Annotated in this window: 27 protein-coding genes and 1 pseudogene; 12 read left to right on the forward strand and 16 right to left on the reverse strand. The window is 63.4% G+C overall.

Going from position 1 to position 25518, the window contains the following annotated elements; genetic code table 11:
* Positions 1 to 173, forward strand: a pseudogene (locus VM621_RS06110) (transposase); the annotation flags it as partial.
* Positions 174 to 272: 99 nt separating this feature from the next.
* On the opposite strand, the gene VM621_RS19580 reads toward VM621_RS06110, so the two are convergent.
* A complete protein-coding gene (locus VM621_RS19580) occupies positions 273 to 602 on the reverse strand; it encodes a lipid-A-disaccharide synthase N-terminal domain-containing protein (RefSeq protein ID WP_414674501.1) in 330 nt (109 codons plus the stop codon).
* A 133-nt stretch (positions 603 to 735) separates the two neighbouring features.
* On the opposite strand from VM621_RS19580, the gene VM621_RS06115 reads away from it, so the two are divergent.
* From VM621_RS06115 to VM621_RS06125, 3 genes are all read left to right on the forward strand, one after another.
* Positions 736 to 1491, forward strand: coding sequence for a hypothetical protein (locus VM621_RS06115; protein ID WP_325468080.1), 756 nt, complete (start codon positions 736 to 738; stop codon positions 1489 to 1491).
* Between the two features lie 69 nt (positions 1492 to 1560).
* The gene (locus VM621_RS06120) at positions 1561 to 1950 is read left to right on the forward strand and encodes a VOC family protein (protein ID WP_325468081.1); all 390 of its coding nucleotides are present in this window, start codon (positions 1561 to 1563) and stop codon (positions 1948 to 1950) included.
* A 15-nt stretch (positions 1951 to 1965) separates the two neighbouring features.
* Entirely contained in the window at positions 1966 to 2919 is a 954-nt protein-coding gene (locus VM621_RS06125) for a D-2-hydroxyacid dehydrogenase family protein (RefSeq protein ID WP_325468082.1), read from the forward strand.
* On the opposite strand, the gene VM621_RS06130 is transcribed toward VM621_RS06125, so the two are convergent.
* Entirely contained in the window at positions 2909 to 3745 is an 837-nt protein-coding gene (locus VM621_RS06130; RefSeq protein WP_325468083.1) for a DUF2884 family protein, read from the reverse strand. The two genes, VM621_RS06125 and VM621_RS06130, sit on opposite strands and share 11 nt — an antisense overlap.
* Positions 3746 to 3837: 92 nt before the next feature.
* Positions 3838 to 4476 carry a response regulator transcription factor gene (locus tag VM621_RS06135; protein WP_325468084.1) on the reverse strand — a complete coding sequence of 213 codons (639 nt, stop codon included), beginning with the start codon at positions 4474 to 4476 and terminating at the stop codon, positions 3838 to 3840.
* Positions 4477 to 4784: 308 nt separating this feature from the next.
* Here VM621_RS06135 and VM621_RS06140 point away from each other — a divergent pair, with 308 nt between their 5' ends.
* Positions 4785 to 7487: an ATP-binding protein gene (locus VM621_RS06140; protein ID WP_325468085.1), complete on the forward strand. Its 2703-nt coding sequence runs from the start codon at positions 4785 to 4787 to the stop codon at positions 7485 to 7487.
* Between the two features lie 115 nt (positions 7488 to 7602).
* Complete coding sequence (locus VM621_RS06145) at positions 7603 to 7824, forward strand: hypothetical protein (protein ID WP_325468086.1); 222 nt, start codon at positions 7603 to 7605, stop codon at positions 7822 to 7824.
* Between the two features lie 2 nt (positions 7825 to 7826).
* On the opposite strand, the gene VM621_RS06150 is transcribed toward VM621_RS06145, so the two are convergent.
* The 5 genes from VM621_RS06150 to VM621_RS06170 all read right to left on the reverse strand — a co-directional run bounded on the left by VM621_RS06150 (position 7827) and on the right by VM621_RS06170 (position 10765).
* Entirely contained in the window at positions 7827 to 8261 is a 435-nt protein-coding gene (locus VM621_RS06150; protein ID WP_325468087.1) for a PA2169 family four-helix-bundle protein, read from the reverse strand.
* Between the two features lie 66 nt (positions 8262 to 8327).
* Positions 8328 to 9062: a DUF2884 family protein gene (locus VM621_RS06155; RefSeq protein WP_325468088.1), complete on the reverse strand. Its 735-nt coding sequence runs from the start codon at positions 9060 to 9062 to the stop codon at positions 8328 to 8330.
* A 29-nt stretch (positions 9063 to 9091) separates the two neighbouring features.
* On the reverse strand, positions 9092 to 9631 hold the full coding sequence (locus VM621_RS06160; protein WP_325468089.1) for a hypothetical protein: 540 nt from the start codon (positions 9629 to 9631) through the stop codon (positions 9092 to 9094).
* Positions 9632 to 9633: 2 nt separating this feature from the next.
* Positions 9634 to 10167 carry a peroxiredoxin gene (locus VM621_RS06165; protein WP_325468090.1) on the reverse strand — a complete coding sequence of 178 codons (534 nt, stop codon included), beginning with the start codon at positions 10165 to 10167 and terminating at the stop codon, positions 9634 to 9636.
* Between the two features lie 142 nt (positions 10168 to 10309).
* Positions 10310 to 10765 carry a hypothetical protein gene (locus tag VM621_RS06170; RefSeq protein WP_325468091.1) on the reverse strand — a complete coding sequence of 152 codons (456 nt, stop codon included), beginning with the start codon at positions 10763 to 10765 and terminating at the stop codon, positions 10310 to 10312.
* 192 nt (positions 10766 to 10957) lie between these two features.
* Here VM621_RS06170 and VM621_RS06175 point away from each other — a divergent pair, with 192 nt between their 5' ends.
* Together VM621_RS06175 and VM621_RS06180 are read left to right on the forward strand one after the other, a co-directional pair.
* Complete coding sequence (locus VM621_RS06175; protein WP_325468092.1) at positions 10958 to 11371, forward strand: universal stress protein; 414 nt, start codon at positions 10958 to 10960, stop codon at positions 11369 to 11371.
* A gap of 94 nt (positions 11372 to 11465) precedes the next feature.
* Positions 11466 to 12287 carry a ferritin-like domain-containing protein gene (locus VM621_RS06180; RefSeq protein WP_325468093.1) on the forward strand — a complete coding sequence of 274 codons (822 nt, stop codon included), beginning with the start codon at positions 11466 to 11468 and terminating at the stop codon, positions 12285 to 12287.
* Positions 12288 to 12430: 143 nt separating this feature from the next.
* Here the strand turns inward: VM621_RS06180 and VM621_RS06185 are convergent, their stop codons facing one another.
* Positions 12431 to 13141 carry a hypothetical protein gene (locus VM621_RS06185; RefSeq protein WP_325468094.1) on the reverse strand — a complete coding sequence of 237 codons (711 nt, stop codon included), beginning with the start codon at positions 13139 to 13141 and terminating at the stop codon, positions 12431 to 12433.
* A 95-nt stretch (positions 13142 to 13236) separates the two neighbouring features.
* Here VM621_RS06185 and VM621_RS06190 point away from each other — a divergent pair, with 95 nt between their 5' ends.
* Together VM621_RS06190 and VM621_RS06195 are read left to right on the forward strand one after the other, a co-directional pair.
* Positions 13237 to 14496: an MFS transporter gene (locus VM621_RS06190; RefSeq protein WP_325468095.1), complete on the forward strand. Its 1260-nt coding sequence runs from the start codon at positions 13237 to 13239 to the stop codon at positions 14494 to 14496.
* A gap of 59 nt (positions 14497 to 14555) precedes the next feature.
* Positions 14556 to 15857, forward strand: coding sequence for a thioredoxin family protein (locus VM621_RS06195; protein ID WP_325468096.1), 1302 nt, complete (start codon positions 14556 to 14558; stop codon positions 15855 to 15857).
* A gap of 141 nt (positions 15858 to 15998) precedes the next feature.
* Here the strand turns inward: VM621_RS06195 and VM621_RS06200 are convergent, their stop codons facing one another.
* A complete protein-coding gene (locus VM621_RS06200; RefSeq protein ID WP_325468097.1) occupies positions 15999 to 16307 on the reverse strand; it encodes a DUF3247 family protein in 309 nt (102 codons plus the stop codon).
* 109 nt (positions 16308 to 16416) lie between these two features.
* Here VM621_RS06200 and VM621_RS06205 point away from each other — a divergent pair, with 109 nt between their 5' ends.
* Positions 16417 to 17085, forward strand: a complete 669-nt coding sequence (locus VM621_RS06205) for a glutathione S-transferase (protein WP_325468098.1) — start codon at positions 16417 to 16419, stop codon at positions 17083 to 17085.
* A 113-nt stretch (positions 17086 to 17198) separates the two neighbouring features.
* Positions 17199 to 17528: a hypothetical protein gene (locus VM621_RS06210; RefSeq protein WP_325468099.1), complete on the forward strand. Its 330-nt coding sequence runs from the start codon at positions 17199 to 17201 to the stop codon at positions 17526 to 17528.
* A 296-nt stretch (positions 17529 to 17824) separates the two neighbouring features.
* On the opposite strand, the gene VM621_RS06215 is transcribed toward VM621_RS06210, so the two are convergent.
* The 6 genes from VM621_RS06215 to VM621_RS06240 all read right to left on the reverse strand — a co-directional run bounded on the left by VM621_RS06215 (position 17825) and on the right by VM621_RS06240 (position 24891).
* Positions 17825 to 18391 (reverse strand): hypothetical protein, encoded by a 567-nt coding sequence (locus VM621_RS06215; RefSeq protein ID WP_325468100.1) that lies wholly within the window; start codon positions 18389 to 18391, stop codon positions 17825 to 17827.
* Positions 18392 to 18572: 181 nt separating this feature from the next.
* On the reverse strand, positions 18573 to 20939 hold the full coding sequence (locus tag VM621_RS06220; protein ID WP_325468101.1) for a phospholipase effector Tle1 domain-containing protein: 2367 nt from the start codon (positions 20937 to 20939) through the stop codon (positions 18573 to 18575).
* Positions 20940 to 20948: 9 nt separating this feature from the next.
* Complete coding sequence (locus VM621_RS06225) at positions 20949 to 21515, reverse strand: hypothetical protein (RefSeq protein WP_325468102.1); 567 nt, start codon at positions 21513 to 21515, stop codon at positions 20949 to 20951.
* A 278-nt stretch (positions 21516 to 21793) separates the two neighbouring features.
* Entirely contained in the window at positions 21794 to 23635 is a 1842-nt protein-coding gene (locus tag VM621_RS06230; protein WP_325468103.1) for a type IV secretory system conjugative DNA transfer family protein, read from the reverse strand.
* A gap of 102 nt (positions 23636 to 23737) precedes the next feature.
* Positions 23738 to 24025, reverse strand: coding sequence for a hypothetical protein (locus VM621_RS06235; RefSeq protein WP_325468104.1), 288 nt, complete (start codon positions 24023 to 24025; stop codon positions 23738 to 23740).
* Between the two features lie 518 nt (positions 24026 to 24543).
* Positions 24544 to 24891: a DUF4377 domain-containing protein gene (locus VM621_RS06240; protein ID WP_325468105.1), complete on the reverse strand. Its 348-nt coding sequence runs from the start codon at positions 24889 to 24891 to the stop codon at positions 24544 to 24546.
* Between the last annotated feature and the right edge of the window lie 627 nt (positions 24892 to 25518).

Consider the following 25518-nt stretch of genomic DNA (forward strand, 5'->3'; position numbering starts at 1 on the left):
GTGGCGGAGCAAGTTCGGTGGCATGAGCGTGCCGGAGGCCAAGCGACTGAAGGACCTTGAGACCGAGAACGGTCGGCTGAAGAAGCTGCTGGCCGAGCAGCTTTTGGAAAACGAGGTCATTCGAGACGCTCTGCGAAAAAATGGTGAGCGCACCGGACCGGCGCGAGCTGGTCGGTCGCGTCCTTCTTCGACGCGATCTCGTCGGTTTAACCCATGTAACCGACTATCCCCCAAAATGGTCCGCAATGCTCTGCGTTCGGGTGAGAGTTCTCTCACTTGGAGAGTTCCTTACCCTTTCTAAGCAACCAAAGATTCCGCCCGTAGAGTGCGGGCAAAAAGAAGTAACTTAGAATAATGGGCAACTTGTCGAGATGCAGGGCATAGACGAGCGAGAGAAGACTGCCCCAAAAGCTAATATGCCAAAACAGCGGGGGCACTACGACGCGGCCAGAACGCTCCGATTGGAGCCATTGCAGTACGAATCTCGAACTGAACAAAAAACCACCCGACAGGCCAACGATCGTCCAAACGAGTGAGTCCGTATATAACCAAGGCGCAATGTGATGGAGGTATGGCTCAAGGAAACCTTCATTGGAATGCATATCTCGTCACTTATCGAGTGAAGCCTGCACTTTACACGCAACGGCATGTCGCACAGCTTTCGTAACACCGCTCCAGAGCACCATCCGGCACCCCTGTCCATGAGAATATCCGCGAGGGAAAACGGTAAAACATTTGATCAATGCGCCAACGACTCTTGCTAAGTTCACACTTCTGACATCGGCAATGTACGCACTGCGTGTCGAGGAAATTGTGTTTATGCCACTCTTTCGATGGTTCGCTATCTTGCCTATCGCCGGTGTCATCGCCCTGCCCGCCTCGGGCCAGCAGTCGGCGTCTCCAGGCAACGTAAATCTGCCTGGCGTCACCGTCACCGCCGATGCGTATACGGAGAGCCGCGGCGGCTACCTGAATTCGGGGGACTTCGTGACCGATGCTCGCATGCCGGGCGTCGTGTTTCCGGCGACGGCGCTGGTGGAACGCGATGTGCTCAGCATCGAGCCGCAGTACCTCAACGGCAACGATTATGTCGTGCTCCAGGAATGTGCCTCGGACGACTGCAGCCGCTCGCGCATCGTCCGCGTCTGGTCGTCCGTCGAAGGCCGACCCGTCGGCGGCGGCAATGACCGTCGCATCATGATCCCGCACGAGAACAAATACTGGATCTGGGCCAAGCGTCTTCCCGAGATCAGCCATCCCGACTGCGAAACCTGCTCCACGCGCTTTACCAGTTTCGAGCGATTCGGGCCACCGATGACGATCACGCCGACAGGCGAAGAAGCACGCTATCACCGGACCGAACTGGATGCGATGGCCGGCGCCGATCCGCTCCCCGTGACCAGGCAGGCGCATGAGGGCTCGACCTTCGTCGTCACGTTCGCTGGCGGCTCCACCGTCCGGATCCGGCGGATGCACGCCGCGCCGCCATGACCGCGCACAGGCACCCTTGCCACGAAGGGCCCTAACGCCGATGCTTGGGAATCGCTTCCGGAGTTTCCCATGCCTTTCCTCGGTGCCATCACCTTCCTGGTCCACGATTACGACGAAGCGATCGCCTTCTTCACCACCGCGCTGGGTTTTCACCTTGTCGAAGACACGCCGCAAGGCGATGGCAAGCGATGGGTCACCGTGGCACCACGTGGTTCGGACAGCGGTACCCGCCTGCTGCTGGCGCGGGCGGTGACCGAGGAGCAACGCGCGCACGTAGGCAAGCAGGGCGGCGGTCGCGTGTTCCTGTTCCTGCAAACCGATGACTTCGCCGGCGACCACGCTCGCATGCGCGAACACGGCGTCCACTTCCGCGAGGAGCCACGACACGAGGCCTATGGCACCGTCGTTGTCTTCGACGATCTTTACGGCAACGGCTGGGACCTCATCCAGCCAGCCTGACCCGGGACATGCACGATGACCGACAAGACGATTCGACTGGCCGTGCTGGACGACTACCAGCATGTGGCGATAGAGAGCGCGGACTGGTCGCCATTGGAAGGCAGGGCGGAAGTGATCGTCTTTCACGACCATCTGCATGAACACGCCGCTCTGGTGGAAAGGCTGTCGTCGTTCGACGCTGTCTGCGTGATGCGCGAGCGCACGCCGATGACGGCGGAACTCATCGCCGCGCTGCCCAGACTCGAGCTGATCGCCTCCACCGGGCGGGCGAACGCATCGATCGATCTCGATGCGGCCGCGAAGCACGGTGTCGAGGTCATGCATACGAACTACTCCTCGACGCCGACCATCGAGTTCGCCTGGGCGGCGATCCTCGGCCTGGCGCGAAACATCGCCGTGGAAGCCGCCTCGGTACGCGAGGGTGGATGGCAGGTCGGTCTCGGTACCGAGTTGCGCGGCGGCACGCTCGGCATCCTCGGATTGGGCCATATCGGATCCGCGGTGGCGCAGATCGGCAAGGCGTTCGGCATGCGGGTGATCGCCTGGAGCCAGAACCTCACCGAGGATGCCGCCAACGCGATCGGCGTGCGCCGTGTGACGAAAGCCGAGCTTTTGACACAGTCGGACTTCCTCAGCATCCACACACGCCTGAGCGAGCGTACACGTGGTCTCATCGGTGCGGCCGAACTCGCCACGATGAAACCGACGGCACGCCTGATCAACACCTCTCGCGGCCCCATCGTCGACGAGCAGGCATTGATCGACGCGTTGACGCAGGGCCGGCTGGCCGGCGCGGCGGTGGATGTGTTCGACGACGAGCCCCTGCCTGCGGATCATCCTTTCCGCCGTCTGCCCAACATGCTGGCGACGCCGCACGTCGGCTACGTCACCCGGGAGATGTATCGCACGTTTTACGGCGACAGCGTCAGCAACGTCGTCGCATGGCTCGACAAGGGCCTCAGAAGCTGACGACCTTGTGATCGCTGTCGTGATCGTGGTCGCTACCGTGATGCTCGCCCTTCGGCTTGATCGCCATCAGTTCCAGCGGCTTGCCGTTGGCGAGGCGAACGCCCCAGCCCTGCTGCAGGCTGGCGAGGTCGTTGAGTTGCGGGCAGATGGCGTTGCTCTTCGCCTCGAGCGCCTTCGAGCGCTTGCTCATTTCGCGGTCCATTGCCTTGTCCAGCGAGTCCGCGCGTGCCTGCAAGGCGGCGACCTTGCTCGCGTCGCCGGATAACGCGGCCGTTACCGCACTGGACGTCACCGAACCGACCAGCTCGCCCACCGAGTCGGAGACCGATCCAGCGACGGTCTCGGTCATGCGATTGCTCGACCAGTGGCCCGAGCCGACGCCTTCGTCGATCTCGCGCAGCGCCTCGACCTGCTTGCGCTTGAGTTTCTCGAGCATCCTGCCCCGTTGGTCGCCGTCCGCGAAGGACAGGGTGACCGTGGTCATCGCCGAGAAGCCAAGCTCCACGCCGTCGCGCGCGATCGCCGCCACCTGCGGCATGAGGGCGCGCACACCGGCTTCGTAGCGACGCAGGGCGTCGGCGTCGCCCCGCGAGACGGCGATGTCCTTACCGTCGACGCGGAGACCGCCGTCGTGGAGGAAAATCTCAGCCGGGGTGCCATCGGTCCGATGGAAGGAAAGGCCGGCCGCCGTGACATCGACATCGTAGGGTGTCGAGTAATCGTGCTTGCAGGTGTCCGAATTGAAGTTCAGATCGGTTGCCTGAGCCGCCGTCGCGGCGAGCGCAAAGGCAAAAACGGCAGTGCCGGCGATGATCGGATGACGCATGGCCCTTCTCCCCAGGGAACGGAGCCTATGGTTTAGCCCCTTCGGGCGCGAGAAGCATGGGCGGTTGGTCACGCCCTGACTTCCGGCAGGGGTCAGGAGGCGATGCCGCGCTCGCGTGCGTATTCGGACAGCCGGCTGTCGTGGTCGATGCCGAGCTTTCGCATCGCATCGCGTTTCTGGCGGCTGACCGTCTTCACGCTACGGCTGAGTCGCTCGGCGATCTGCGAGATCGACATGCCGCCCACGTACAGGCGAACCACCTCGATTTCCCGCGCGGAAAGACGGACCGTATCGGCCGTGCTCTGTATCCCACCCGCATCGAACTGGCGCCGGATGGTGTCGCTCATGTAGGCACGGCCGGTGGCGGCGTAGCGGACGGCGACAGCCACCTCTCTCAGGGGCGCGCGCTTGTCGCAGAGGCCGAGCGCGCCGCGACTGCGCATGGTCTGCAACACGGCGGGGTTGTTGACCATGGTCAGCACGACGACAGGCATGCGCGGGTAGCGGCGGCGAATGAGGTCGATCAGGGACAATCCGTCCCCATGGCGGCCTCCGGGCATCGAGAAATCCGTTACCACCACATCGCACGGAAGCGACGCCAGCAGATCGACGAGCTGGTCGCCGTTCGCCGCTTCGCCGACCACTTCGATGTCACCGGCCGCCTCCAGGGCGGCGCGAGCCCCCATCAGGACCACCGGATGATCGTCGGCAATGATCGTTCGCAAAACCATGTCTTCCCTCGTAAGCGGATGCGTGCAGCCGCTCTCCATGAGATGTGCTACTCGTCTTACCCTCGCAGAGATTACAGTAATCGTCTGCTCGTGGTCGAAGGAGCACCATGGCGAAATTGAGAATTACGCCCATTTTTTTCGGGGTTTTACTTGCATCCGGCTCGCAAGCGGGCGCGGCCGACACGTCCCGTGAGCACATAGGACAGCGCGACCCTGCCGCAATCTTTCAAGCCGCCGCGGGCTCCCTCTCGGCAAAACCTGTCGCGCGCGCAGAAACACACGAACCTGTTGCCATCGCGCCCGTCACCGTGACCCTCAGTGCAGAGGAACGATCGTGGCTGGCGGGTCTTCCGGTGCTTCGCATCGGCATCGACCCGACCGCGGCCCCCGTTTCCCAGATCGGCAGGAACGGCGATGCCGAAGGTCTGGCGATCGACTACCTGCTCGAAGCGACCCAGGCGCTCGGACTGCGGACCGAGATCGCGCACACCGCGGACTGGCGCGACACCGTGCGACTGGCCACGGCCGGAGACATCGATCTGCTTCCCGCCGCGTCGCAGAGCAACCTCGCGCTCGACCGGCGCTTTCGATTTACCGCGCCCTATCTCCAGTTGCCGGTCGTGATCGTCACCCGCGAGAGCGGGCTCTCCATTGCGGGAACGGATGATCTGGATGGACACAGGATCGCCGCCAACCTCGCCCAGGGCGCGGTGGCGGCCACCGTCGCACCGCTGTCCTCGGTCGACATCATGCCGGTATCGACGACGGCCGAAGGCCTTGCAGCGGTGGCTTCGGGCAGGGTGGATGCTTATGTCGGAGACATCGCCACGGCCGAGGTGCTCATCCGTCGCGACTATCCGGCCCGGCTCAGGATCGCCGCCCCGACGGGTGGGCAAGCCGGCATATCGATGGCCGTCGATCAGCGGTTCGCGGCCCTGGTTCCATTGCTGGACCGCGTGATCGCACACATGCCCGAACGACGGGGCATGGCCATTCGCAACACCTGGCTTCGCTCGGACTACATCTGGGGCGGGTCGTGGCGGGATATCGCGCGCAAAGTCGGGCCTGCCGCGATCGTCGTACTGGCCCTGTTGTTCCTTGTCAGCCACGCCTATCTTCGCCTGCGGCGCGAAACGCGGCGACGCGAGCGCACCGAAGAACAACTGGCCGACGTTACCCGGCACATGCCTGCCGTCGTCTACCGCTTTCGCTACCACGGCGATGGCCGTATCGCCTTCCTCTACGTGGGCGGCAACCCGGAGCCCATCTTCGGCGTCCCGGCCGATACCTTTCTGCATGACGAGCGCCGCGCGTTCGCGACGATCGACGGTCGCGACCAGGCCGCCCTCATGGACGAGGTCGTCCGCGCCGCGTCGTCGCTCACGCCGATCCACGCGGAAATGCGTATTCGCGGCGTATCGCCCGAGCGTTGGGTCGCTTCCCACGCCGTGCCACGGCGTGTCGGCGATATCGTGGAGTTCACCGGTTACTGGATCGACATCTCCGAGCGGCAGTCGCAGGCGGCCCAGCTGGCGGTGGCCCGGGACGCCGCCGAATCGGCCACCCAGGCGAAGAGCCGGTTCCTCGCCACGATGAGCCACGAGATCCGCACGCCTATGCATGGCGTCATCGGCATGCTGGAGATGCTCGGTACGACGTCGCTGGACCCCACCCAGCATCGCCTGCTGCGCACGGCCGAAACCTCCGCCGGTGCCCTGCTGCAGATCCTCGACGACGTGCTCGATTTTTCCCGGATCGAGGCGGGCCAACTGGCGGTCGAACGCGGGCCGGTCGACCTGCGGGAACTCACCGCCGCGGTCCTCGAACTGTTCGCCTGGCAGGCGGACGAGAAAGGACTCGCCATCGCATGTCGGATCGACGAACGTCTCGCCCTGCATGTACTGACCGATGGCGCGCGCTTGCGGCAGGTCCTGCTCAACCTGGTGAGCAACGCGATCAAGTTCACCGCCCGGGGCAAGGTGACTGTCGCGCTCGATGTGCTGGACGACGGCAGCGAGCGTCAACAACTTCGCATTGCGGTGGCGGACACCGGCGTCGGTATCTCCCGGGACGACCTGGGCCGGCTCTTCTCGCCATTCACGCAGGCGGAAACGTCGATCGCGCAACGCTTTGGCGGCAGTGGTCTCGGCCTTGCGATCAGCCGCCAACTGGTTGCCCTGCTCGGTGGAGCGATCGCCATGCGCAGTGAGCCCGGCGTCGGCACCCGGGTAACGGTCGATCTGGACCTGCCCGTCGTCAGCGGTCCGGCGACGGACAATGCGACCGTCGCCGTCCGCGCGACGCCGACCGACACCGTGCTGGATGTCCTCGTGGCCGAGGACAATCCCACCAACCGCGAGCTGGTCGCCGCTCAGCTGGAACGACTCGGCCACCGGTACACGGTCGTGGACGACGGGGAGCAGGCATTGACGGCGGCGATGGAGCGGCCGTTCGACGTGGTGCTGACCGATCTGCAGATGCCCGGCAGGGATGGCTATGCGTTGGCGCGCGCCCTTCGGCAACGCGCCATCACATGGCCTATCGTCGCCATGACGGCCAATGCCCTTCCAGGGGAACGGGAGCGTTGCCTCGCCGCCGGCATGGATGGCTTCCTCACAAAGCCCACCCGGCTCGATGCACTGCGCGAAGCGCTGTCGGCCGTCGCGCCGGTAGACCTCCTGTGGGACATCGATGCCTTGCAGGAGAACTTCGGAAGCCTCGCGGGCCTCCCCGCCATGGTCGATCGCTTCGCGTCGAGCATGCGCAGCGACCTGGACAGCGCAACCCATCTGCTCACCGCCGAGGATGCCGCGGCGTGGAGCCACCGCATCGGTGGCGGACTGCGGGTGTTCGGTCCGTCCCGCATGGCCGCGATGCTGGAGCGCTTCGAGGCGGACTTACGCGGCGAGGATGCCGCCGGCGCGCTGCGTCGACTTCCGAGCCTGTTGAACGCCCTCGAGGGCCACGTGACACGCATGGTCGACGCGGCGCGAGAACTCGCCGCCAATTGAGTTTTTTCTCAACGAAAGCCCGGATTTTTCAGACTGGTCTGATTTCTTGTGCCGCTCGCACCCTCGATTCTGGTCGACGTACGCCTTAAGGCGCGTCCAGACCGAGGGGTCGCTCATGAACCAGTACGTCATCGATTACCACATAGCCGACATCGGCCACGCATGGGCCATCTATCGCGAGGGCATGCAGATCGCCGTGCGCGAGGATCCAGCCGATGCGATCGCCTTTGCGAATTTTTTCGCCGATCGCGAGACGAGAATGGCGGCACACCCCGTGCGGGTGTCGGCCGATCACAACATGCACAGGACACTGAGCGCACTCAGGCGAGCCGCCTGACCTCAGCGGCCTGTCGCCCCGCCCATGTGAATCATGTCCAGGTGCAGCAGGCGCAGACGCGCTATGTGGCGGCCAACGATAGCCCGATCCTTCGACGACGACTCAAGACGCAGGAAGGCATCGAGCAGGCGCCGCTCCATCAGCTCGAGCGTACGGATATAGGTGACGTCCGGATCGTTCGAGAGTTTGGCCGACGCCTCCATCATGCTGCGTCGGACGCCGCTCATGGGGCCGCCAGCGGTGGCAGGCCGCCCACCCGTCGCGGTGACTTCGCCCTGCAACTCGGCGGCGATCGCGGTCAGCGAATCGGCGGATTCCTGCAGAATCGCCTTCAGGCCCGGCTCTCGAACGCCGCGGGCGGCCTGACCATAAAGATCCCGATCCGCGATGACTCGGCGAATCAGCCCATTCACGACACGGATCGAATTGCGTTCCATGGGCGAAACGTTAGACCTGTCGGACTTAGCCGGTCATAAACGCCCCGGCATCCGGTCAGCGGGCGGTCATCCGTCTCGTTCGATCACCATGAGGGGCTGACCGGACGCGTCGCGCAATCCCGATTGCAGCTCGATCAATTGCTGGACAGCCGGACAAAGGGCCTGGACCCTCGGCTTGAGCGCGCTTTCGAGCCTGGCCAAGACACGCGCCTGTCCGCCCGTGGAAACGTCGGCCACCCGGTCGCGCAACGCTGCCGCGCCCTCGAGATCGCCATTCATGGCCAGCTGAACCGCTTCGCCGCCGACGTCCTGGGTCAGTAGCGGCGTAATGTCCGACACGATTTCCTGTGCGTAGGCGCGCATGGCGTCCGGCTGCCAGTCGCGGGTGCTCTGGCTGCTGGCGATACGCCGTTTGATATCGCCGACCCGGCTGGCCAGGACCCTGTCCAGTTCGCCACTGCTCAGCGAACCCGGCGACGCTCTTGCGACCTCCTCGCGGACGGCACGCGCGGCGATATCGACACCGTCGCTGGCGATGGCCTTGGCCTTGGGCACCAGGGTCCGGACATCGCGCTCGAAGACCGCCACGCGATCCTGCTCGTCCGGCCGCAGCGGAACGGCGCGACCGTCCGTGGTCAGCGCCCCGTCGTGCATCCGCACGCTACGGGGGGCCACCTCCGGCCGCTCGAACTGGAGGGCATCGGGACGCACCGTCAGGTCGTAGCTGCTGGCTACGCCGCAGGAGACCTGATGCCCCATATCTTGGGCCGCGGCACCGCCCGCGAGACCGGCGGCGGCCATGAATGCGAAAACGCGTGAGGCGGCCCTCGTCACAGGACCGCCGGAGCGAACTGTTGCCTGACCGAGCTACGGCCGAGCACCCACGCCAGCCAGGCCAGCACCGGCACCGAGACGATCTTGAGCACGATCCCAACGACAAGGATCGAACGCATCTTCATGTCGCGAAGCATGAGGTCGGGTGGCAGTCCGGGCTGGCCGAGCTCCATCCCGATCGCCTGCCACTGCCGGAAGGCGAGCAGCGCGGTGACGATCGCCCAGACGACGAGCACCCCGGCCGCGATGCGCAGGTAGCTGCGACCCCACTCGCGCCAGCGCAAGGTCCCCAGGGCGAGGGCCATCACGGCGAAGGCCCCGAAGGTGGTCACCAGGGCCCAGGCCATGAACAGGCGCGGATCGGGCGCGCCCGCCGCCGCCTCGGGGCTGAACGAGCCGATGGCGCCGGCGGCGACGATGGCCGCGTTGGCATTGATCACGAAGCCCACGGCGGCCAGCAACATCACCATCCAGACCACGATGCGCCACAAGGCGAACGGACGCGCGCGGCGCGGACCTTTGACAGCCTTCGCCATGCTCAGGTGCCCGATGCCTTCAACTGCTCGAGATCGGCGAGCACCTGCCCGGAGTTCTTCTCCGGATCCACGTCTTTGTAGACCTTGGCGATCTTGCCGTTCGGGTCGATCAGGAAGGTCTCGCGACGGGCGTACTTGCTGCCCTTCTCGTCGCTGAGCACGTCGTACTTCGTCGCCATGGCGCCATCGGCGTCCGAGAGCAGCGGGAACGGCACGTGGTACTTCGCAGCGAACTCGGCATGCGACTTGACGTTGTCCAGGCTCACGCCATAGACGACGGCGCCAGCCTTGTGCAGCTTGACGATGTCGTCGCGGAAGGTACAGACCTCGGTGGTGCAGCCGCCGGTGAAGTCCTTCGGATAGAAGTAGACGACCAGCCACTTGCCCTTTTCGGTATCCAGGGTGTGCCATTCGCCCTTCTGGTCTTGCAGCTTGAAATCGGGCGCCTTGTCGCCGACGGCGGGACCGGTCGGGGCGGCGGCCCAGGCCGAAACGGTGACCAGGCAAAGAGCGAAAAGCGTGAGGACGCGACGCATAGGAACCTCGATGGGTGGAATGGGGGAAGTGTACTCGTCCGCGTGAATGCGGGTTTCCTCCCTTTCGGTTGCTGGCTACGAGCGATTCGCAAAAAAAAGAGGCGCCCCGAAGGGCGCCCCGTCCGCTCGCCGAAGCGGCGTCTTACTTGATCTTCTCGATCTCGAACTTGCTGAGGTCGACACCCAGGTTGAAGCCGCGACCCGTGCCGGTGACGGCCAGGGAAACTTCGCCCTTGGTCATCGCGGCGCTTTCGGCGCTCTTCACGACGCCGGCATTGGCGCCACCGCTGGCGTATTCGCCATAGATCTCGTTGATGCCGTGGACGTGGGTGAACTCGCCCTTGCCGCCTTCGATGCTGAACTTGCCGGCGGTCAGGCCACCACCGCGGACGTGGATGATCACGTCGGCGCTCTGGCCGTTATCGCAACGGACGTGGCCACGGCCGTCGGCCTTCTTGTAGATCGCAGCCCAGCCCGTGGTGCTGAACGTCATGTGGCACCGCACCTCGGCGCTGGAGTCAGCCTTGGCAGGCTGTACGGAGAAGGTACCTGCAGCGGCGAGTGCCAGGACAGCCAGACCGGTAATGCGCTTGATCATGTTCGTTTCTCCGTGGGTAAGTGGCAGGAAGCTGCGAGACGGATTCTGTACTCACGAATGTGAAGAAACACGGAGGCCCCGACCGCCCGTTCAGGAAAGCGGAGGATTCGTGGACTGGCCGTGAACCGGCTCCCCGTAGGCGGTTGCCCGGCTTACTATCGAGCCAACGCCGCGCTTCGAGGGGGAAATCCGATGCCCAAGCACATCCTGGTTGGCTATGACGGTTCCGAAACCGCCCGCCGCGCCTACCTTTTCGCCCTGGAACTGGCCGCCTGCGCCGGCGCAAGGGTCCAGGTGCTCTCGGTGCTGCAGATCGACAACGGCGCCGATACGGCCGCCCTGATGATGACCGACAACGGCCGGGAACGACTCGAGGCGCTCCATGCCGAGGTCCACGCCCTGAAGCCCCAGGCCGGCGTACCGGTGGCTGTCGACCTCATCCACGGCAGCCCCGGGGACGCTTTGCTCTCGTATGTGGCCCAGCATGGGGTCGATCACATCGTCATCGGCCATACCGAGAGGGGCGCACTGGCCCGCTGGCTGGTCGGCTCGACCTCGACCGATGTACTGGCCAAGGCGCATGTGCCGGTGACCGTGGTCCGCTAGTCGCAAGGATGCCGCGTAGCCATGCTTGCCCGGCTTTGTCACAATTCGGTCAGATGCCCACCGGGCGATAAGACAAAGCGATCGGGGAAAACGCGTGAGCTACGCCGCCACTTTGCCATGGACGCTCGAAAAACTGGATCTGTCGCGGATCGATGTCGCGAAGGTCAGGGACAACGAAGATCTCTTCCTGCTGCTGTGCAGCTCCTCGTTCGTCGAGAGCGGCTCGGATCTCTACACGCACCTCCTGGTCGACCATTTCGCCGGCGACGACACGCTGCAGGCCTGGCTCCGCGACCACTGGGAGCACGAGGAAATGCAGCACGGCCGTGCGCTCGCGGCGTACGTGCGCCACGTCTGGCCGGAGTTCGACTGGGAAACCGGTTTCCGCGACTTCTTCGCGCACTACGGCTCGGTCTGCACGCCCGACGAACTGGAGCCGAATCGTGGGCTGGAGCTTGCCGCGCGCTGCGTCGTCGAAACGGGAACGGCGAGTCTGTACCGCGCCCTCAACGAAGTGACCGACGAGCCGGTGTTGCGCGAGCTGACGAACTACATCAAGAGCGATGAAGTCCGTCATTACAAGAATTTCTACCAGCATTTCCGCATCTATCGCGAGCGCGACAAGATCGGTCGCTTCAGCACCTTGCGCACCTTGCTCAAGCGCCTGAGCGAAATCAAGAACGAGGACAGCGACATCGCGCTGCGCCACGTTTTCAACGTGCGCCATCCCGACAAGGCGCATGACGATGCCGAATTCCGCCGCATCGCCGGGCGCGCGGAGAGCCTGCTCAAGAAGCACCTCCCCGCCGAGATGACGGTGAAGATGCTGCTCCGGCCGCTCGACCTGCCGGCGCGCATCAACACCATGCTCGAGTGGCCGCTCACGCGGATCACCGAGAAGCTGTTCCTGCACTGACGCAAACACGCGATTCACCCTGATGGAGCCGATGCTGGCGCGAGTGTGGGAGCCGATGCTGGCGCGAGCATCGCAATGCATCTGGCCGAACGCGGTGATGGTGTGGGAGCCGATTCATCGGCGATCGGGTGCTTGCGCGGGCGTCACTTCTTCGGAAGCGGCGCCCACTTGTCCGCGTCAAAACCACCGGTGTCGAAGGTCAGCGTCGTTTCACCGCGGCTGACCGTGACCACGTCGATGGTGATCCGCTTGGTCTTCGCCATGTCCTTGATGAACTGGGGATCGTTGCGGAAGATCAGCGCCGGCTCGCCGGTGGGCGGGCGGAAGGCCTTAAGCGTCTTCGGCTTGCCATCGAAGTTTGCCTTGAGTGTGCAGTCGCCCTGGCAGACGAAGCCCTTGCCCGTCGTGGCGTAGAGGAAGACGGTCTGACCCCAGGCGGTATGGCGGCGCAGGATCAGGCGCACGGTTTCCTCGCCGGTCGGACGCGTGGACTGGATCGTCGCGGTGCTCTGTGTGCCGCCCTGCATGGGCGAGGTCTGGTAGAGCCACAGCGCCGTCAGGCGCGCCTTTTCGCTGGCCGCCTTGTAGTTGGCCTCGAGGCTGTCGAGGGTCTTCTTCACCTCGGCGGCGGCCGGCGTGTCCGGGTATTTATCGACGATCTCATGGCCGAGCTGCACCGCAGGACCGTCATTGTGCAGCTTCAGTAGCTGCTGGTAGGTCTCGAGCTTCTTCGCCGCTGCGTCGGCCTGGTTTTCCGCGGGCGACTGCTGCGCCGCCTGGGGTTCGGGCTGCTGCGAACAGGCGGCCATCGTGGCGGTGGCAAGGAGAACGGCAAGCGGGGCGAAACGGCGCATGGCGGGGGCATCCAGGGAACGAAGCCCTAGCTTCGCCCTTCGGCGCGGCCGCTGGCAAGGCGGGCGTAGAATCGCCCGACTCCCAAGGATCATCCATGTCTTCGTCGTCCCCCGAAGCGGTATCCCTCCTTCGCCATCGTGCCTTCCTGCAGTTCTGGTTCGCCAAGAACGCCTCCAGCTTCGGTTTCCAGATGATGTCGGTCGCCGTCGGCTGGCAGATCTACGAGATCACCCATCGTGCACTCGACCTGGGCCTGATCGGCCTGGTCCAGTTCGTCCCCTCCGTCCTGCTGGCCCTGCCCGCCGGCCATGTGGCCGACCAGTTCGACCGGCGGCGCATCGTCACCGTGTGCCAGGCCATCGAATGGGTGGCGATCGCCCTGCTCGCCGTCTTCAGCCTCACCGGACACATCGACGAGCTGGGCATTCTCGCCCTGGTCTTCGTGGTCGGCGTAGGCAAGGCCTTCGAGTTTCCCGCCCTGCAGTCGATGCTTCCGGCCATCGTGCCGACCAGCGTGCTGCCCCGTGCGATGGCGGCCACGGCCTCGGCCGGACAGGCGGCGATGATCGCCGGCCCTGCCCTGGGCGGCCTGCTTTATGTCGCCGGCCCCGGTGTCGTCTACGCGGTCGCCGGGTGTCTGTACCTGGTCGCGCTGAGCTTGATGTCGCGACTGTCCTACGACCACCAGCCGCCGCGCCGGGAGCCCGCCACGCTGAAGACCCTGTTCGCCGGGGTCCACTTCATCCGCCACCGGCCCGCCGTGTTCGGGGTGATTTCGCTGGACCTCTTCGCGGTCCTCCTCGGCGGCGCCACGGCGCTGTTGCCGATCTTCGCCCGGGACATCCTGCATACCGGGCCGTGGGGCCTGGGCCTGCTTCGTGCGGCGCCGGCGGTCGGCGCCCTGCTGATGTCCGTCTGGCTTTCCCGGAATGGCCTGACGCGGCGAGTGGGTCCGATCATGTTCGCTTCCGTGGCGGGCTTCGGCGTCGCCACCATCGTGTTCGCGCTGTCGTCCACCCTGTGGCTCTCGCTGGCCGCCCTGTTCGCCCTCGGTGCGTTCGACATGGTCAGCATGGTCATCCGGGGCGCGCTGGTTCAGCTGGAGACACCGGACGACATGCGCGGGCGGGTCAGCGCGGTCAATGCGATCTTCATCAACACCTCCAACCAGCTGGGCGAATTCGAATCCGGCATACTCGCCGCCGCGCTCGGTGCAGTAAATGCCACGCTTATCGGCGGCATCGGCACCCTGGTCGTGGTCGGCCTGTGGACCTGGTGGTTTCCCTCGCTTCGGCGTCGCCAGGGCCTGGTGTCGGAACCGGAGCCGGTCGAAGGGGCCAGCGGCACCCTCTGACACGGCGCCGAAAACGTGCTAATAGAGTGGACGTCTATACCGCCAAAGGTGATGCCCCGATGAAGCGCCTGCTCGCCGCCGCCCTGCTCACCCTCGTCGCACCGGCCTATGCCGCGCACGAGGGCCCCGCCAGTCTCGATGCCGCCCTCGCCCAGGGCAAGCGCGAGCACAAGCCGGTGCTGGTCGATTTCCAGGCGGTCTGGTGTTACTCGTGCTACTACATGGCCAGCCACGTCCTCAACGGCAAGGAGTGGAACGATCTGGAAAAGAAGATCGTCTTCTACGAGGCGGATGCGGACAAGCCCGCCGACAAGGCCTGGATGACCAAGCTCAATGTCCACTTCCTGCCGACCTATGTCGCCATCGGTCCGGATGGAGAAGAGCTGGGGCGCATCCTGGCCGAGCGGCCCAGAGAGAAGTTCTATCCGGAGGTCGCCGCACTCCTGTCCGGTGACGCGCGTCTGTCGCACCAGAAGGACGAAGCGGTGAAGGGATCGCTCGCCTCGGTGGCCGACGTACTCGATACCTACCAGCAACGCTACCAGGGCAAGGAGGGCATGGCCTGGTTCGATACCTTGCCGGCCATGGTTCGCAACGTGTCCGATAAGGACAAGCGCGTCGCCCTGGCCAAGCAGAAGCTGCTCCTGCTCGAAGGCAAGGCGGACAAGAACGACACGGCCATCGCGGCTGCGGCAACCAAGGTGCTTGCCGGGAATATCGGCTGCGACCGTCCGTACGTGCTCGACGACCTCATCGAGGCGACGGCCGCCCAGCCGCCGACAGCGCGGCAGGCGTCACTCTCCCCGCAGAAGCCTGTATACGACGACTACCTCGCCACCCAGATCTTCGTTGCGTCTCCCGCATGCGCCGACCAGCGCAGCGCCGTGCTCACCGCTGCCGACCTCGACGCCGCCCTGGGCGACACAACCGGTGAGCAAGCGGTACTGCGCAAGGCCATCGACCTCAGCCGCGAGAAGCTCCACGGCGATCTCAAGAGCGATCGCAACCTCGCGGACAACCTGCGCGTGTACCTGGTTCGCGCGAAGGCTGGCGACGAACTCGACACGCTTGAGAAGCAGCTGATCGCCGCTTATCCGAACGACTACGTCTACAACTATCGCTACGGGCGTCGCCTCGTCGAGAGCGGCAAGTTCGAGCAAGGCCTGCCCTACCTCGAAGCGGCCGCGAAGAAGGCCTACGGTGCCAACACGATCAGCGTGGCCACGTATCGAGTGAAGGCACTGCATGCACTGAACCGCGATGCCGAGGCCCGCAAGCTTGTTGCGGCTACGGTGGCGGCGCAGGGCAGCGCGTTCCCCGAGCAGGCGAAGAAGTTGCAGGAAACACTCCCAGCAACATAGCGGGGTGCTCGTTGCGGGAGTGCTCGTTGTGGGAGTGCTCGTTGTGGGAGTGCTCGTTGTGGGAGCCGCTTCAGCGGCGATAAGACGTCGCTACGTAGGCGGCCCCTATCGCCGCTGAAGCGGCTCCCACAGTGCTGCGCTTTACGTCTGCGAGGTTCCGTACGTGACCGAATCCAGGTGCTCCACACGCGCAATCGTATCCAGCGAGACCGTCGCCGACCACGCCGGCCGGTCGTTATCGATGAGCTTCACCACGCCGTTGATGCCTTCGGTGCCGTCGGCGTCGACGAAGGTCTGCACGGTCGGCACCACGGCCACGATACCTTGCAACGTCGAGCCATCCTGCAGATGGATGACGACCTTCGCGTTGTCGCGAAGCTCCCGGATCAGCGCCTGCATACGGCCGATCGTTCCCTGGTCGGTATGAATCGTGTCGGCTTCGCGGCCCATGGCGGTATCCTCGTGAGATGACAGAGCACCGACGCTACTCTCCGCCCGTCGATGGAATGTGCACGGCGCGCGCTGCTACGCTGCGCTCTCTTCCCCGTGCGAGCTGTCCATGATCATCGTCCATCACCTGAACAACTCGCGCTCCCAGCGCGTCCTCTGGCTGCTGGAGGAACTTGGCCTACCCTACGAGATCGTCCGCTACCAGCGAGATCCGAAGACCATGCTGGCACCCCGCGAGCTTCGCGCCATTCATCCGCTCGGCAAGTCGCCCATCCTCCAGGACGGCGAGGTGACACTGGCGGAGTCCGGTGCCATCGTCGAATACCTGCTCGAACGCTACGGCCAGGGGCGCCTGAAACCCGCCGTGGGCAGTGCCGATTGGATACGCTTCGTCTACTTCCTGCACTATGCCGAAGGCTCGGCCATGCCGCCCCTGCTGCTCAAGCTGGTCTTTGTCCGCATGGAGAGCGCGCCGGTCCCCTTCTTCGCCAAACCGGTCGCGCGCATGCTCGCCAAGGGCGCGCAGAAGGCCTTCGTCGACCCCCAGCTCAAGCTGCACCTGGACTACCTGGAAGGCGAAATCGGCAAGTCCGAGTGGTTCGCGGGCAATGCGTTCACGGCCGCCGATATCCAGATGAGCTTCCCGCTGGAAGCCGCCGCCAGCCGGGGTGGTCTCGATGCGTCCCGGCCGAAGCTACATGCCTTCCTTGAGCGGATCCACGCGCGCCCCGCCTACCAGGCTGCGCTCACGAAGGGCGGCAAATACGATTTCGCCTGATATCGACCCAGTCTGAATCCCTGTTCAATCCGGCACTTGGCCGTTTACACGACCCTCACGACGCCAGCCGCAAAGTCGGTTTCCGTCAGCAACGCTTGAGAGGGAGCCATCCAATGAGCAGAAATCGTGAGTTCGCGCAGCAGGTCGAGAGCGCCGTCAACGGCGTATCCGGCCGCGTTCGTCACTATGCGGACGAGGCGAGCGGCGCAGGCAGCGACCTGCTCGAGCGCACCCGCCGCGTCACCAACAAGTTTGCCAAGCGCAACAGCGGCAGCAGCCAGAAGGTTCGTTACCTGGCGGAAGATCTCGCCGACGAAGCGACCTACCAGTACCGCCGCCTGCGCAAGCAGGTGCGCCGCAACCCGGGCCTGACCATCGGTATTGCCGCTGCGGCTATCGGGACGTTTCTCCTGATTCGTCATGCGTTGCGCGACGACGATTGATTGGCTTATTTAGATAAGGATTGGAGGCCGGGAGAGATCCCGGCCTTTTGAACGTTTGTCGCATGCTCCGGGTCCGCCCAGAGGTCGTTTTCCGCGCCATCGAAGTTTGCAATGCATAGACGCGAGTGAGGGTCAGACCAGTCAAACATGTGCGGAACGGACAGACCTCCAACTTCCTGCGCGGCCTTCGCGTATAGCTTTCGATCCGCGGCCGCCACTGGGTCCGTCCTCACGGCATCTTGCACGCGACCACGAATGTCACGCTTATGCTTTTCCACCACCTCCATATACTCCGGTTAAAATGTGTGTGAGTACGCCACAACCGGATCGGCTCGGAGCGTGCTGTACCTGTTCGTCGGATCAGTGGGGTGAAGCAGGTAGATCCATGCTTTCATGTAGACATGTATCGAGCGGTCCTCGACCACCAGAACTATGTCGGGGGCACTGGGAGGCACGCGAAGGTTTACGTCGTTGACATCCAGATCAGGCGCATAGCGAACCGTTCGAGAGCGAAATATCTCGCCGAGATCGATCTTCTCGTCATGATTCGTGCCGTCCTTCGACGTCCACACAATGCGAGTAACTGAAGGAAAATCCAGGTTCGCCCAGCCACCCGATAGGTTGTCTCGATCGCGCTCAGTAAATGGCCCGCTCGGCGATCCGCTATTCACAATGTAGGCGTTTTCGTAGAGCACGCGACACCTCAGCGTGTCGAAGCACCTAGCGCCGAAACTGTGGTCGTAGAATGGGATCTTCAGCACTCCGTTTTCGACCTTCGATTTCATGTGCCAGGACTTGATTCCCGAGTGACAGCCGCCTGTCACCGTCATGGCAGCCGCCATGGCCAGATATCTAAATTCCATTGTTTCCTCCTTCCTCGAATCTGAACCATGCGTCTCGGCATTCAATGGCGCGATTGGCAGTTCGGGCTCCGCTTGGTTGCCACCGGAAGCCCACCAGCCGGCAACGGGCCGAGTTCACGCCACGTCCGGGCGTTGACTATCTCGAGATCGCGCGGTTCGTCGGTGATGCACTTGAGAAACCTCACATGGAAAGTCCTTGCTGACCCATCTGAGCACTCCGCTCCTGACTCTGCTGAGCGATCTGATCCATCTGCTGGTCGAACTGCTGGATCTGCTTGATCGACTGCTCGGACTCTGGCGGGGGAGTGCTCATGTCGACGACAGCGGGCGTCGCCGTCAAGCCATGCGAGCCGATGGTCAACGTCATGCTGTCGTAGTCCATATGCAAACCGCTGAGGTTTCCCGCGTTGATCCGGTGCCGGTGGCACGCAGCGGTGAACTGCATAAGGCGCTCTTCCGTTGCTTGCGGAAGACAATCCTGCAACTTGCTGTAGAGGGCGTGATCGGCGCTGTTCGGATTGCGTGGGTCGCTGCGGGAGGGCTGAGCCAACATTGCCGGCACGGATGCCCGCGACACGGTGTCTTGCATCGGTGACTCGTACGCGGCCATGGCGGGCGAAGGCGTCGCGATATGGGATACACGAGCCTCGGTAGGCATCCTGACCTGACCCGGCTTCTGCAACTCTGCAACAAAAACTTGCCCCTGAATCGTGTTGCAGGTCGCGTCGTCGGCCTGCCCCGTCACCGGCAGCGCGTGACTCGACTGGAACCGCGCCACGGCTGTCTGAGTCGCCACGTCGTAAACGCCGTGGGTGGTCAGCGGCTCGCCCGCCATGTCGCGGATACCGAGCGTGTTGAGGTTCTTCTGTAGCGTGCGGATGGCGTTGTCGTCGGCTTGCTCGAAGGCGGCAGCCTGCGAGGGGCTCACGACAGGCGCGGGCTGTACCGGCGCGGAAGCCGAAGGTTCCAGCGTGAAGGATCTATCTCTCGACAGGGGCACTTCCTGCTCTCGACCGACAACCGCCTCCCTCTCGAGATTGAGCATGTGCAACTGCCGGTTTGAAACCTCGAGCGGAACCTCGAGAGCTTTCAGCGCATCGATGCTCGCCGTCCTGGATCGAGGATTGTCGATGTCGTCACCGAACACCTCAAACGCCCGGAGCGTCGGCCGCTCCCGACTGAAGTCCTTACCGAACTGGACATCCTCGATAGCCGTCATGTCGCCGCGCTTGGCCTCGATGACGAGACCCGCGGTCAGCTGGTCGACCTGACCCCGATTGAGGTCGATGCCTGAGCGAGCGTGCAACTCCCCAAGCTGCACGCTGGCGGAGCGATACATGCCGTGATCTGGATGCATCGGGTCGCTGAGTTCACGGATGGCATCGGGACCATGGACGCCCACGAGGTGCCGTGGGCCGAGCTGCGAGGCGATCCCAGGATCGAGGGGGTCGGGCGGCGCGCAGAGAATGATCTTGCGATCGTCGTTACAGTGCGGCGGCGACGCCTGCGAGCCCATGATGTCGCGGTAACCATCGTGGCGGAATTCCGATGTGCTGTAGATCAGCAAGTGACCTTCGGAAAGATGGATCCGGAACATCTCAGGATCGGTCGGCACCAGCATTCTGTGCACCAGCGGCTTGTCGCTGAGCGCGTTCAGATAGTCGGCGACGATATTGAATGTGAGAACGGAAAGGCCGTCACGGTGGTAGCTGCCACCGATATCCGAATGGGCGCCGGGAACGATAACGCCGACAAACCGACCATCCGCCGAGCGTCCGGGCCGAATGATCTGTGTGGATGGAAACGCATTTCTACGTTCATCACGGGCAGTGATCTGTATCCCCGTTACCGTTGAGCTAGTGGGCTGCCGATCATGGTTGTTGGGAACACCTGTCCCGACGGGATCGAAGAGAATTTCGCCCATCACGACCCTGCCAGGTGCACGCAGAGGCGCAAGCGTCCATTTGACAATGTCGGGGCCGAAGGCCTGATGGATGACCTCCCTTCCTTCAGGGTTCTGGATTCCTCGCTCGTGGACCAAGCGAAGAAATCCAGCAGCTTGCTCCGCTCCGCGGCTGAAGCCCGTAGCCAGGATTCGGATGTCAGCATCGGGGTCAGCGTCGAGCCACTTCTTAGCTTGCGTGATGAACTCAGAATACATCCACTCAATACGCTCGTCGTAAGACCCACCGGTTGCGCTGTCGATTGTCCTGGCAATCACACCTTCTTGGGTTCCTGCTCCCTTGATGTAATTCGAATGAATCCGATACTCGCGATCACCTGCGTCGACAAGCTGAAGATGAAGCTTGCCGACATTCGTCGCGTGCTCGGGGTCCTTCCATAGGTCATTCCCCGTGCCGTCGAAGTTTGCGATGTAGAACCGAGAGTGCGGATCTGACGAATTGAACATGCGCGGGACAGACAGGTCGCCAACCTCCTGGGCCGCCTTGGTATATACCTTCCGATCGGCCGCCGTCACCGGATCTGTTCGCACGTCGTCGCGCAGGCGACCCTTGCTGTCACGCTTGTGTTTCTCTACCACGTCCATGTACTCCGGTTAGAACGTCTGCGAATACGCTATGACGGGATCGTGTCTAAAGTCTGAGTACTCTCTGCCGGGGAATCGCGGCCGAAGTAGCGAAATCCAGGCCCTCATGTAGACGCGTATCGCACGGTCCTCGACTACGAGAATGATGTTCGGTGCGCTCGGAGGCACGCTGGTCTTTACGTCATTAACATCGAGGTCGGCTGGATAACGAACCATCCCAGAGCGGAAGATCTCGCCAAGATTGATCTTCTCGTCGTGGTTAGTACCATCCTTCGATGTCCATGAAACACGAACTACCGAAGGGAACTCGAGGTTCCCCCAACTCGCGCTGAGGTTGTCTCGATCGCGCTGAGTAAATGGCCCGCTCGGCGATCCGCTATTCACAATGTACGCGTTCTCGTAGAGCACGCGACACCTCAGCGTGTCGAAGCACCTGGCGCCGAAACTGTGGTCATAGAACGGCATTTTAAGTACGCCATCCTCAACCTTCGACTTCATGTGCCAGGACTTGATTCCCGAATGACAACCGCTTGTCACCGTCATGGCAGCCGCCATGGCCAGATATTTCAGATCCATTGTTTCCTCCTTCCTCGAATCGTCACCATGCGTCTCGGCATGCGATGGCGCGCTTGATAGTTCGGGCCTCCGTTTGGTTGCCACCGGAAGCCCACCAGGCGACAACGGGCCGAGGTCGCGACACGTCCTCGCGTTGACTATCTCGAGAGCGCGCAATAGTTGGAGGTCGTAGTGACGATCGGGGGCGGTTAGCCGATATACGGGCTGTAGCGATGAAGGCCGTGCGCCTTCGTCCTTATCGAGCCCGTCGTCTGCCACGGTCGCTCGTGTCGAGCCGATCATGCGGCACGGGCTTGTTTCGGCGACTCGGCGAACGGATCCGTCGATTTCGGCTCACCAGATGTCGTCAAAGCCATCGACTGCGATTGCGGTTCCGGTTGCGGTTGCGCCTGCGTCTTACGTCGAACGGCCACGGGCGGGACACCCGCACGCTCCTTGAACATCTTGTCCTTGAAGAACCAGTTCTTCCTGGCTCGTATCGGTTTGCACCCCTCGTAGAAGATCAACTCCTCGTCGGCCGGAAGCTCCTTGATTTCCTGCGGCAATAACAACGCGCGACGCTCTTCGCTGTGGCTGGTTGACACCTGGTGGGAGCCGTTACCGCGACTGGTGTTTCGGTGTTCCTTCCGCACGGTCTTGAAGCCGAGCATCTCGCTGTACTGGTTGGCGTCACTCTGCTCGCGCGGCGCAAAGACGATTTGCGCACCGTGGTTGGTGATGAAGTTCTCGGCATCGTGGTCGCCGTAGGCGGCGCGCAGCTGGGCGCGGCTCTGTACGATGCAGAGGTCGCGCACGCCGTAACTGGCGGAGATGGAGATACGCTTGGCCCAGACATCCACCCGGCCCATGGCGGTGAATTCGTCCATGAGCATCAGCATCTGGTACTTGAGGCCGGGCTCTTCCCCGAGCTGCTTGCCGAGGTTATTGCCGATGACCGTACTGAAGAAGATGTTCAGCAGCTTGGCACTTTCGTCCAGCTTGTTCGTCGGAATGATGACGTAGAGCGTGGTCAACTTCTTCCGAAGGCTCGTGACGTCGATGTCGCTGGCGTTGGTGGCTGCGGCAAGGATGGGGCTGAGGAATTGCTGCAGCGGCGCCTGCATGGAAGCGATGACCGACGAGAACGTCTGCTCGGCCAAGCCCGCCAGGTTGCCGAACACCGTTCGGGTCTGCGGTGTAATGAAGACGAACGTCGGGTCTTTGAGGACGGCATCGAGGAATTCCTTCGTTCCGTCCATGTCTTCCCCACTGGAGAGGCGAAGGACGCGCTCGAAGCTCGGATAATCCGGAGACGCGTTGATGTCCGGGGCGTCCTGTGCGCCCGCGATACAGCGCGCCACCTTGTCGTCCCATCGTTCGAAGAGGAAGGACGCAAAGGCCGTAAACGCCGCGCGACTCTGCGACGTCCAGAACGGATCGCCGCCCGGCTGGTCGGGATACAGGATGGCGGAGATGGTCTGGATCTCGCCGATGCGCTTCTCCGGGCTCATGCCGGCGAGCGTCGTCATGGGGTTGAACCGGTGCGTGTTGCCGTTCTCGTCGTACGGTGCCCACACTCGGATGTCGTGGCCGAGCGCCTGGCGCCAGCCGCTCGTCGCCTTGTGCAGTTCGCCCTTGAGGTCGAGCACGACCATCGATTCTTCGTACGACAGCAGCACCGGGATCGCGACGCTGGTGGTCTTGCCCGAGCGGGTGGGGCTGATGGTGATGACGTGCTGCGCGCCACCGAGCCACAGGTAGCGCCCCTTGTACTTGCCCATGAGGATGCTCTGCGACGTCTGCTTGAGCAGGCCGGCCTTTTTCAGGTCGGACAGGGTCGCGAAGCGCGCCTCGCCGTGCATCGATTCCGGCCTCGACCTGAGCGCGGGAATGAGAAGACATAGCCACGCCGCAAACGGCACACCGAAACCAAAGGCTCCGCACAGTTTGATTTTCAACACGTACGGGGCGACCTGCGGGAGGTCGAGGGCCCGAAAGTACTGCCAGTAGGTGCTGGCCTCCAGTCGCACACTGCCAAGGCCGAGTGTCCGCAGTGTCAGATACCCTGCGAGATACTCGCCGCCCACGGTCCCGAGCAGGCCCAGGACCAAAAGGGTGATTGCCTTCATCTTGCCGCTCATGCACTCGTGTTCCGTCACGCCAAAGTTGTCGTACAAGCATGCAATAGATGACAAACGAAGCGGAGCCGCGCTGGCGCATTGGGCGCATTTTTCCGATTTCTTCTATTCGCACCGCCCTCCACTCTCACGCGCCGTGGCCAGTTCCCACGACATCCGCGCATGCGCATCCGCCGTGTAGTGCAGACCCATGCGTATCAGCGCACCGATGGCATCGAGGCCGAGCGACATGCGCTGGCAGTCGACGGCATCCGCTTCGTGGACGAGCTCCGAAACCAACTGCGTGAGACCTCGAGCGTATTGCAGCCACTCGGTGGCCTCGTTCAGGAGATCGTGAGGATTAACGTAGGGATCGGCCCGACAATTTGCGCAGTTTGTGGGTGATGCATTCATGCTGGTCTCCCGCAGAGATGGCGAGACCGCGCCCAAGGTGCGGCACGTCACGCACAGCGCAACGTGCCGCGGGTGAAACGCGGACTCGCAGATTCATCGGCGGCCCGTGACCGGGCGCCGGGTGACGTGCTTTGACGAAGTGGGTTGCGGCGTCAGGCCGGCTCGTGAACGCATACGGCTACGCGCCGGGTAGGACGGCCACGAAAATACTCATGGATAGGACTGCCGCCGCGGTTCGTCAGGCGTATCTGCCGTGTAGGCAAACGTCCCGGTAACCGTTGGGTTTGTCGCCGAGGGGATTCGGCGGGCGAGCGAGTGCCGTATGATGTGGCGCAGCCATATCAACTCCAGGTTAGTTGGTTGTGGTTAGCGGTCCGGGAGTGTTCTAGCACTCTCGGGCCGCGCTTCTCACCGCATCGAACGGTGGTTGCCTGCGACGTGTTTTCGAATCGACAACGCAGGCAACGAAGTCACCGTATCAAATCAACTTGCAGTTGTCTGTAGTCGCAAGGCGCGACTTACTGCACCGGGTGCTGGTCTGCCGGATGCTGCTCGACAATCTTGTCGACATGCCACGTCACCGACGAAGCGTCAGCCGGCACATTCTTCGCGTGCACTTCTGTGATCTTCACCAGGTACTCGTTACCCGCCTTCCAGTCCAGCCCTTCGATCGGCGCGTAGTTGATCTGCCAGGCCTGCGACGGCGTTTCGCGGTACTGCAGGCATTCGGTCTTCATGACGCCGTTCGTGCAGGGCACCTTGCTGCCGGCGATGTACAGCAGGCGAGAGCGCGAGCCGTGATCGGACGGCGTGGTCGCGCAGGCGGCGATCGAAAGGACGGTGGTAGCGAGAAGAACGTTGCGCATGGCTGGAATCCCGAATCGTATGCCACGAAGAAATACCAGTTTCACGGTGGCAAAGCCATGGACGTGATGTGACGTCGGCAAGAAGAAGTTCATCGCGGACGTCCGGCCGCGCTGAGGGAATCGGTTCACTCGCTTCGCGAGTGCTTGGTCTCAGCGGCTGATGCCGCGGCGAGCGCTGACGTGGCGGCGCAGAGCCTTCGGTGCCCACCCTCGCTGCTCAGACAGGTCCTCCGCGTTCGGTGCGGAAGGCCGCTGCGCGGCGTGTCTTATGTGGCCTGCGGCCGCTCACTTGTGCGGAACTCGCCTCGAGGGTGGGCACCGAAGACTCTCCCGAACCGTGAGGCTCGCGTGGGTCGAGCCAAAGCGCACGGCCGCATCGTCGGCAAGCCGACACAAGCGCGAGGAAGGTATTGGGCAACCGGGTACCAGCAACCGCGTCCGCATCGACCCGGAGTTCCAGGCACGGCCGGGGCCGACGACGGCACGACACAACGGCTCTCCTGCCAGCTGACCGTATCGTCGTGAGAGACCTTGGCGTCCACCCTCGAGGCGAGTTCCGCACAAGTGAGCGGCCGTAGGCCATATAGATACATCGGCCGCGCAGCGGCCTTCCGCACCGAACGCGGA

The organism is Luteibacter sp. (assembly GCF_035539195.1).
In the GTDB taxonomy this organism is placed as follows: domain Bacteria; phylum Pseudomonadota; class Gammaproteobacteria; order Xanthomonadales; family Rhodanobacteraceae; genus Luteibacter.

What these genes read in the sequence shown, in the direction of transcription:
- VM621_RS06225 (WP_325468102.1), bottom strand. Translation starts at nt 21,515, where the DNA reads ATGGATCTGAAATATCTGGCCATGGCGGCTGCCATGACGGTGACAAGC.
- VM621_RS06120 (WP_325468081.1), top strand. Translation starts at nt 1,561, where the DNA reads ATGCCTTTCCTCGGTGCCATCACCTTCCTGGTCCACGATTACGACGAA.
- VM621_RS06165 (WP_325468090.1), bottom strand. Translation starts at nt 10,167, where the DNA reads ATGCGTCGCGTCCTCACGCTTTTCGCTCTTTGCCTGGTCACCGTTTCG.
- VM621_RS06130 (WP_325468083.1), bottom strand. Translation starts at nt 3,745, where the DNA reads ATGCGTCATCCGATCATCGCCGGCACTGCCGTTTTTGCCTTTGCGCTC.
- VM621_RS06190 (WP_325468095.1), top strand. Translation starts at nt 13,237, where the DNA reads ATGTCTTCGTCGTCCCCCGAAGCGGTATCCCTCCTTCGCCATCGTGCC.
- VM621_RS06155 (WP_325468088.1), bottom strand. Translation starts at nt 9,062, where the DNA reads ATGGCCGCCGCCGGTCTCGCGGGCGGTGCCGCGGCCCAAGATATGGGG.
- VM621_RS06145 (WP_325468086.1), top strand. Translation starts at nt 7,603, where the DNA reads ATGAACCAGTACGTCATCGATTACCACATAGCCGACATCGGCCACGCA.
- VM621_RS06240 (WP_325468105.1), bottom strand. Translation starts at nt 24,891, where the DNA reads ATGCGCAACGTTCTTCTCGCTACCACCGTCCTTTCGATCGCCGCCTGC.
- VM621_RS06200 (WP_325468097.1), bottom strand. Translation starts at nt 16,307, where the DNA reads ATGGGCCGCGAAGCCGACACGATTCATACCGACCAGGGAACGATCGGC.
- VM621_RS06170 (WP_325468091.1), bottom strand. Translation starts at nt 10,765, where the DNA reads ATGATCAAGCGCATTACCGGTCTGGCTGTCCTGGCACTCGCCGCTGCA.
- VM621_RS06135 (WP_325468084.1), bottom strand. Translation starts at nt 4,476, where the DNA reads ATGGTTTTGCGAACGATCATTGCCGACGATCATCCGGTGGTCCTGATG.
- VM621_RS06235 (WP_325468104.1), bottom strand. Translation starts at nt 24,025, where the DNA reads ATGAATGCATCACCCACAAACTGCGCAAATTGTCGGGCCGATCCCTAC.
- VM621_RS06220 (WP_325468101.1), bottom strand. Translation starts at nt 20,939, where the DNA reads ATGGACGTGGTAGAGAAACACAAGCGTGACAGCAAGGGTCGCCTGCGC.
- VM621_RS06230 (WP_325468103.1), bottom strand. Translation starts at nt 23,635, where the DNA reads ATGAGCGGCAAGATGAAGGCAATCACCCTTTTGGTCCTGGGCCTGCTC.
- VM621_RS06215 (WP_325468100.1), bottom strand. Translation starts at nt 18,391, where the DNA reads ATGGAATTTAGATATCTGGCCATGGCGGCTGCCATGACGGTGACAGGC.
- VM621_RS06205 (WP_325468098.1), top strand. Translation starts at nt 16,417, where the DNA reads ATGATCATCGTCCATCACCTGAACAACTCGCGCTCCCAGCGCGTCCTC.
- VM621_RS06195 (WP_325468096.1), top strand. Translation starts at nt 14,556, where the DNA reads ATGAAGCGCCTGCTCGCCGCCGCCCTGCTCACCCTCGTCGCACCGGCC.
- VM621_RS06160 (WP_325468089.1), bottom strand. Translation starts at nt 9,631, where the DNA reads ATGGCGAAGGCTGTCAAAGGTCCGCGCCGCGCGCGTCCGTTCGCCTTG.
- VM621_RS06185 (WP_325468094.1), bottom strand. Translation starts at nt 13,141, where the DNA reads ATGCGCCGTTTCGCCCCGCTTGCCGTTCTCCTTGCCACCGCCACGATG.
- VM621_RS06125 (WP_325468082.1), top strand. Translation starts at nt 1,966, where the DNA reads ATGACCGACAAGACGATTCGACTGGCCGTGCTGGACGACTACCAGCAT.
- VM621_RS19580 (WP_414674501.1), bottom strand. Translation starts at nt 602, where the DNA reads ATGCATTCCAATGAAGGTTTCCTTGAGCCATACCTCCATCACATTGCG.
- VM621_RS06210 (WP_325468099.1), top strand. Translation starts at nt 17,199, where the DNA reads ATGAGCAGAAATCGTGAGTTCGCGCAGCAGGTCGAGAGCGCCGTCAAC.
- VM621_RS06150 (WP_325468087.1), bottom strand. Translation starts at nt 8,261, where the DNA reads ATGGAACGCAATTCGATCCGTGTCGTGAATGGGCTGATTCGCCGAGTC.
- VM621_RS06175 (WP_325468092.1), top strand. Translation starts at nt 10,958, where the DNA reads ATGCCCAAGCACATCCTGGTTGGCTATGACGGTTCCGAAACCGCCCGC.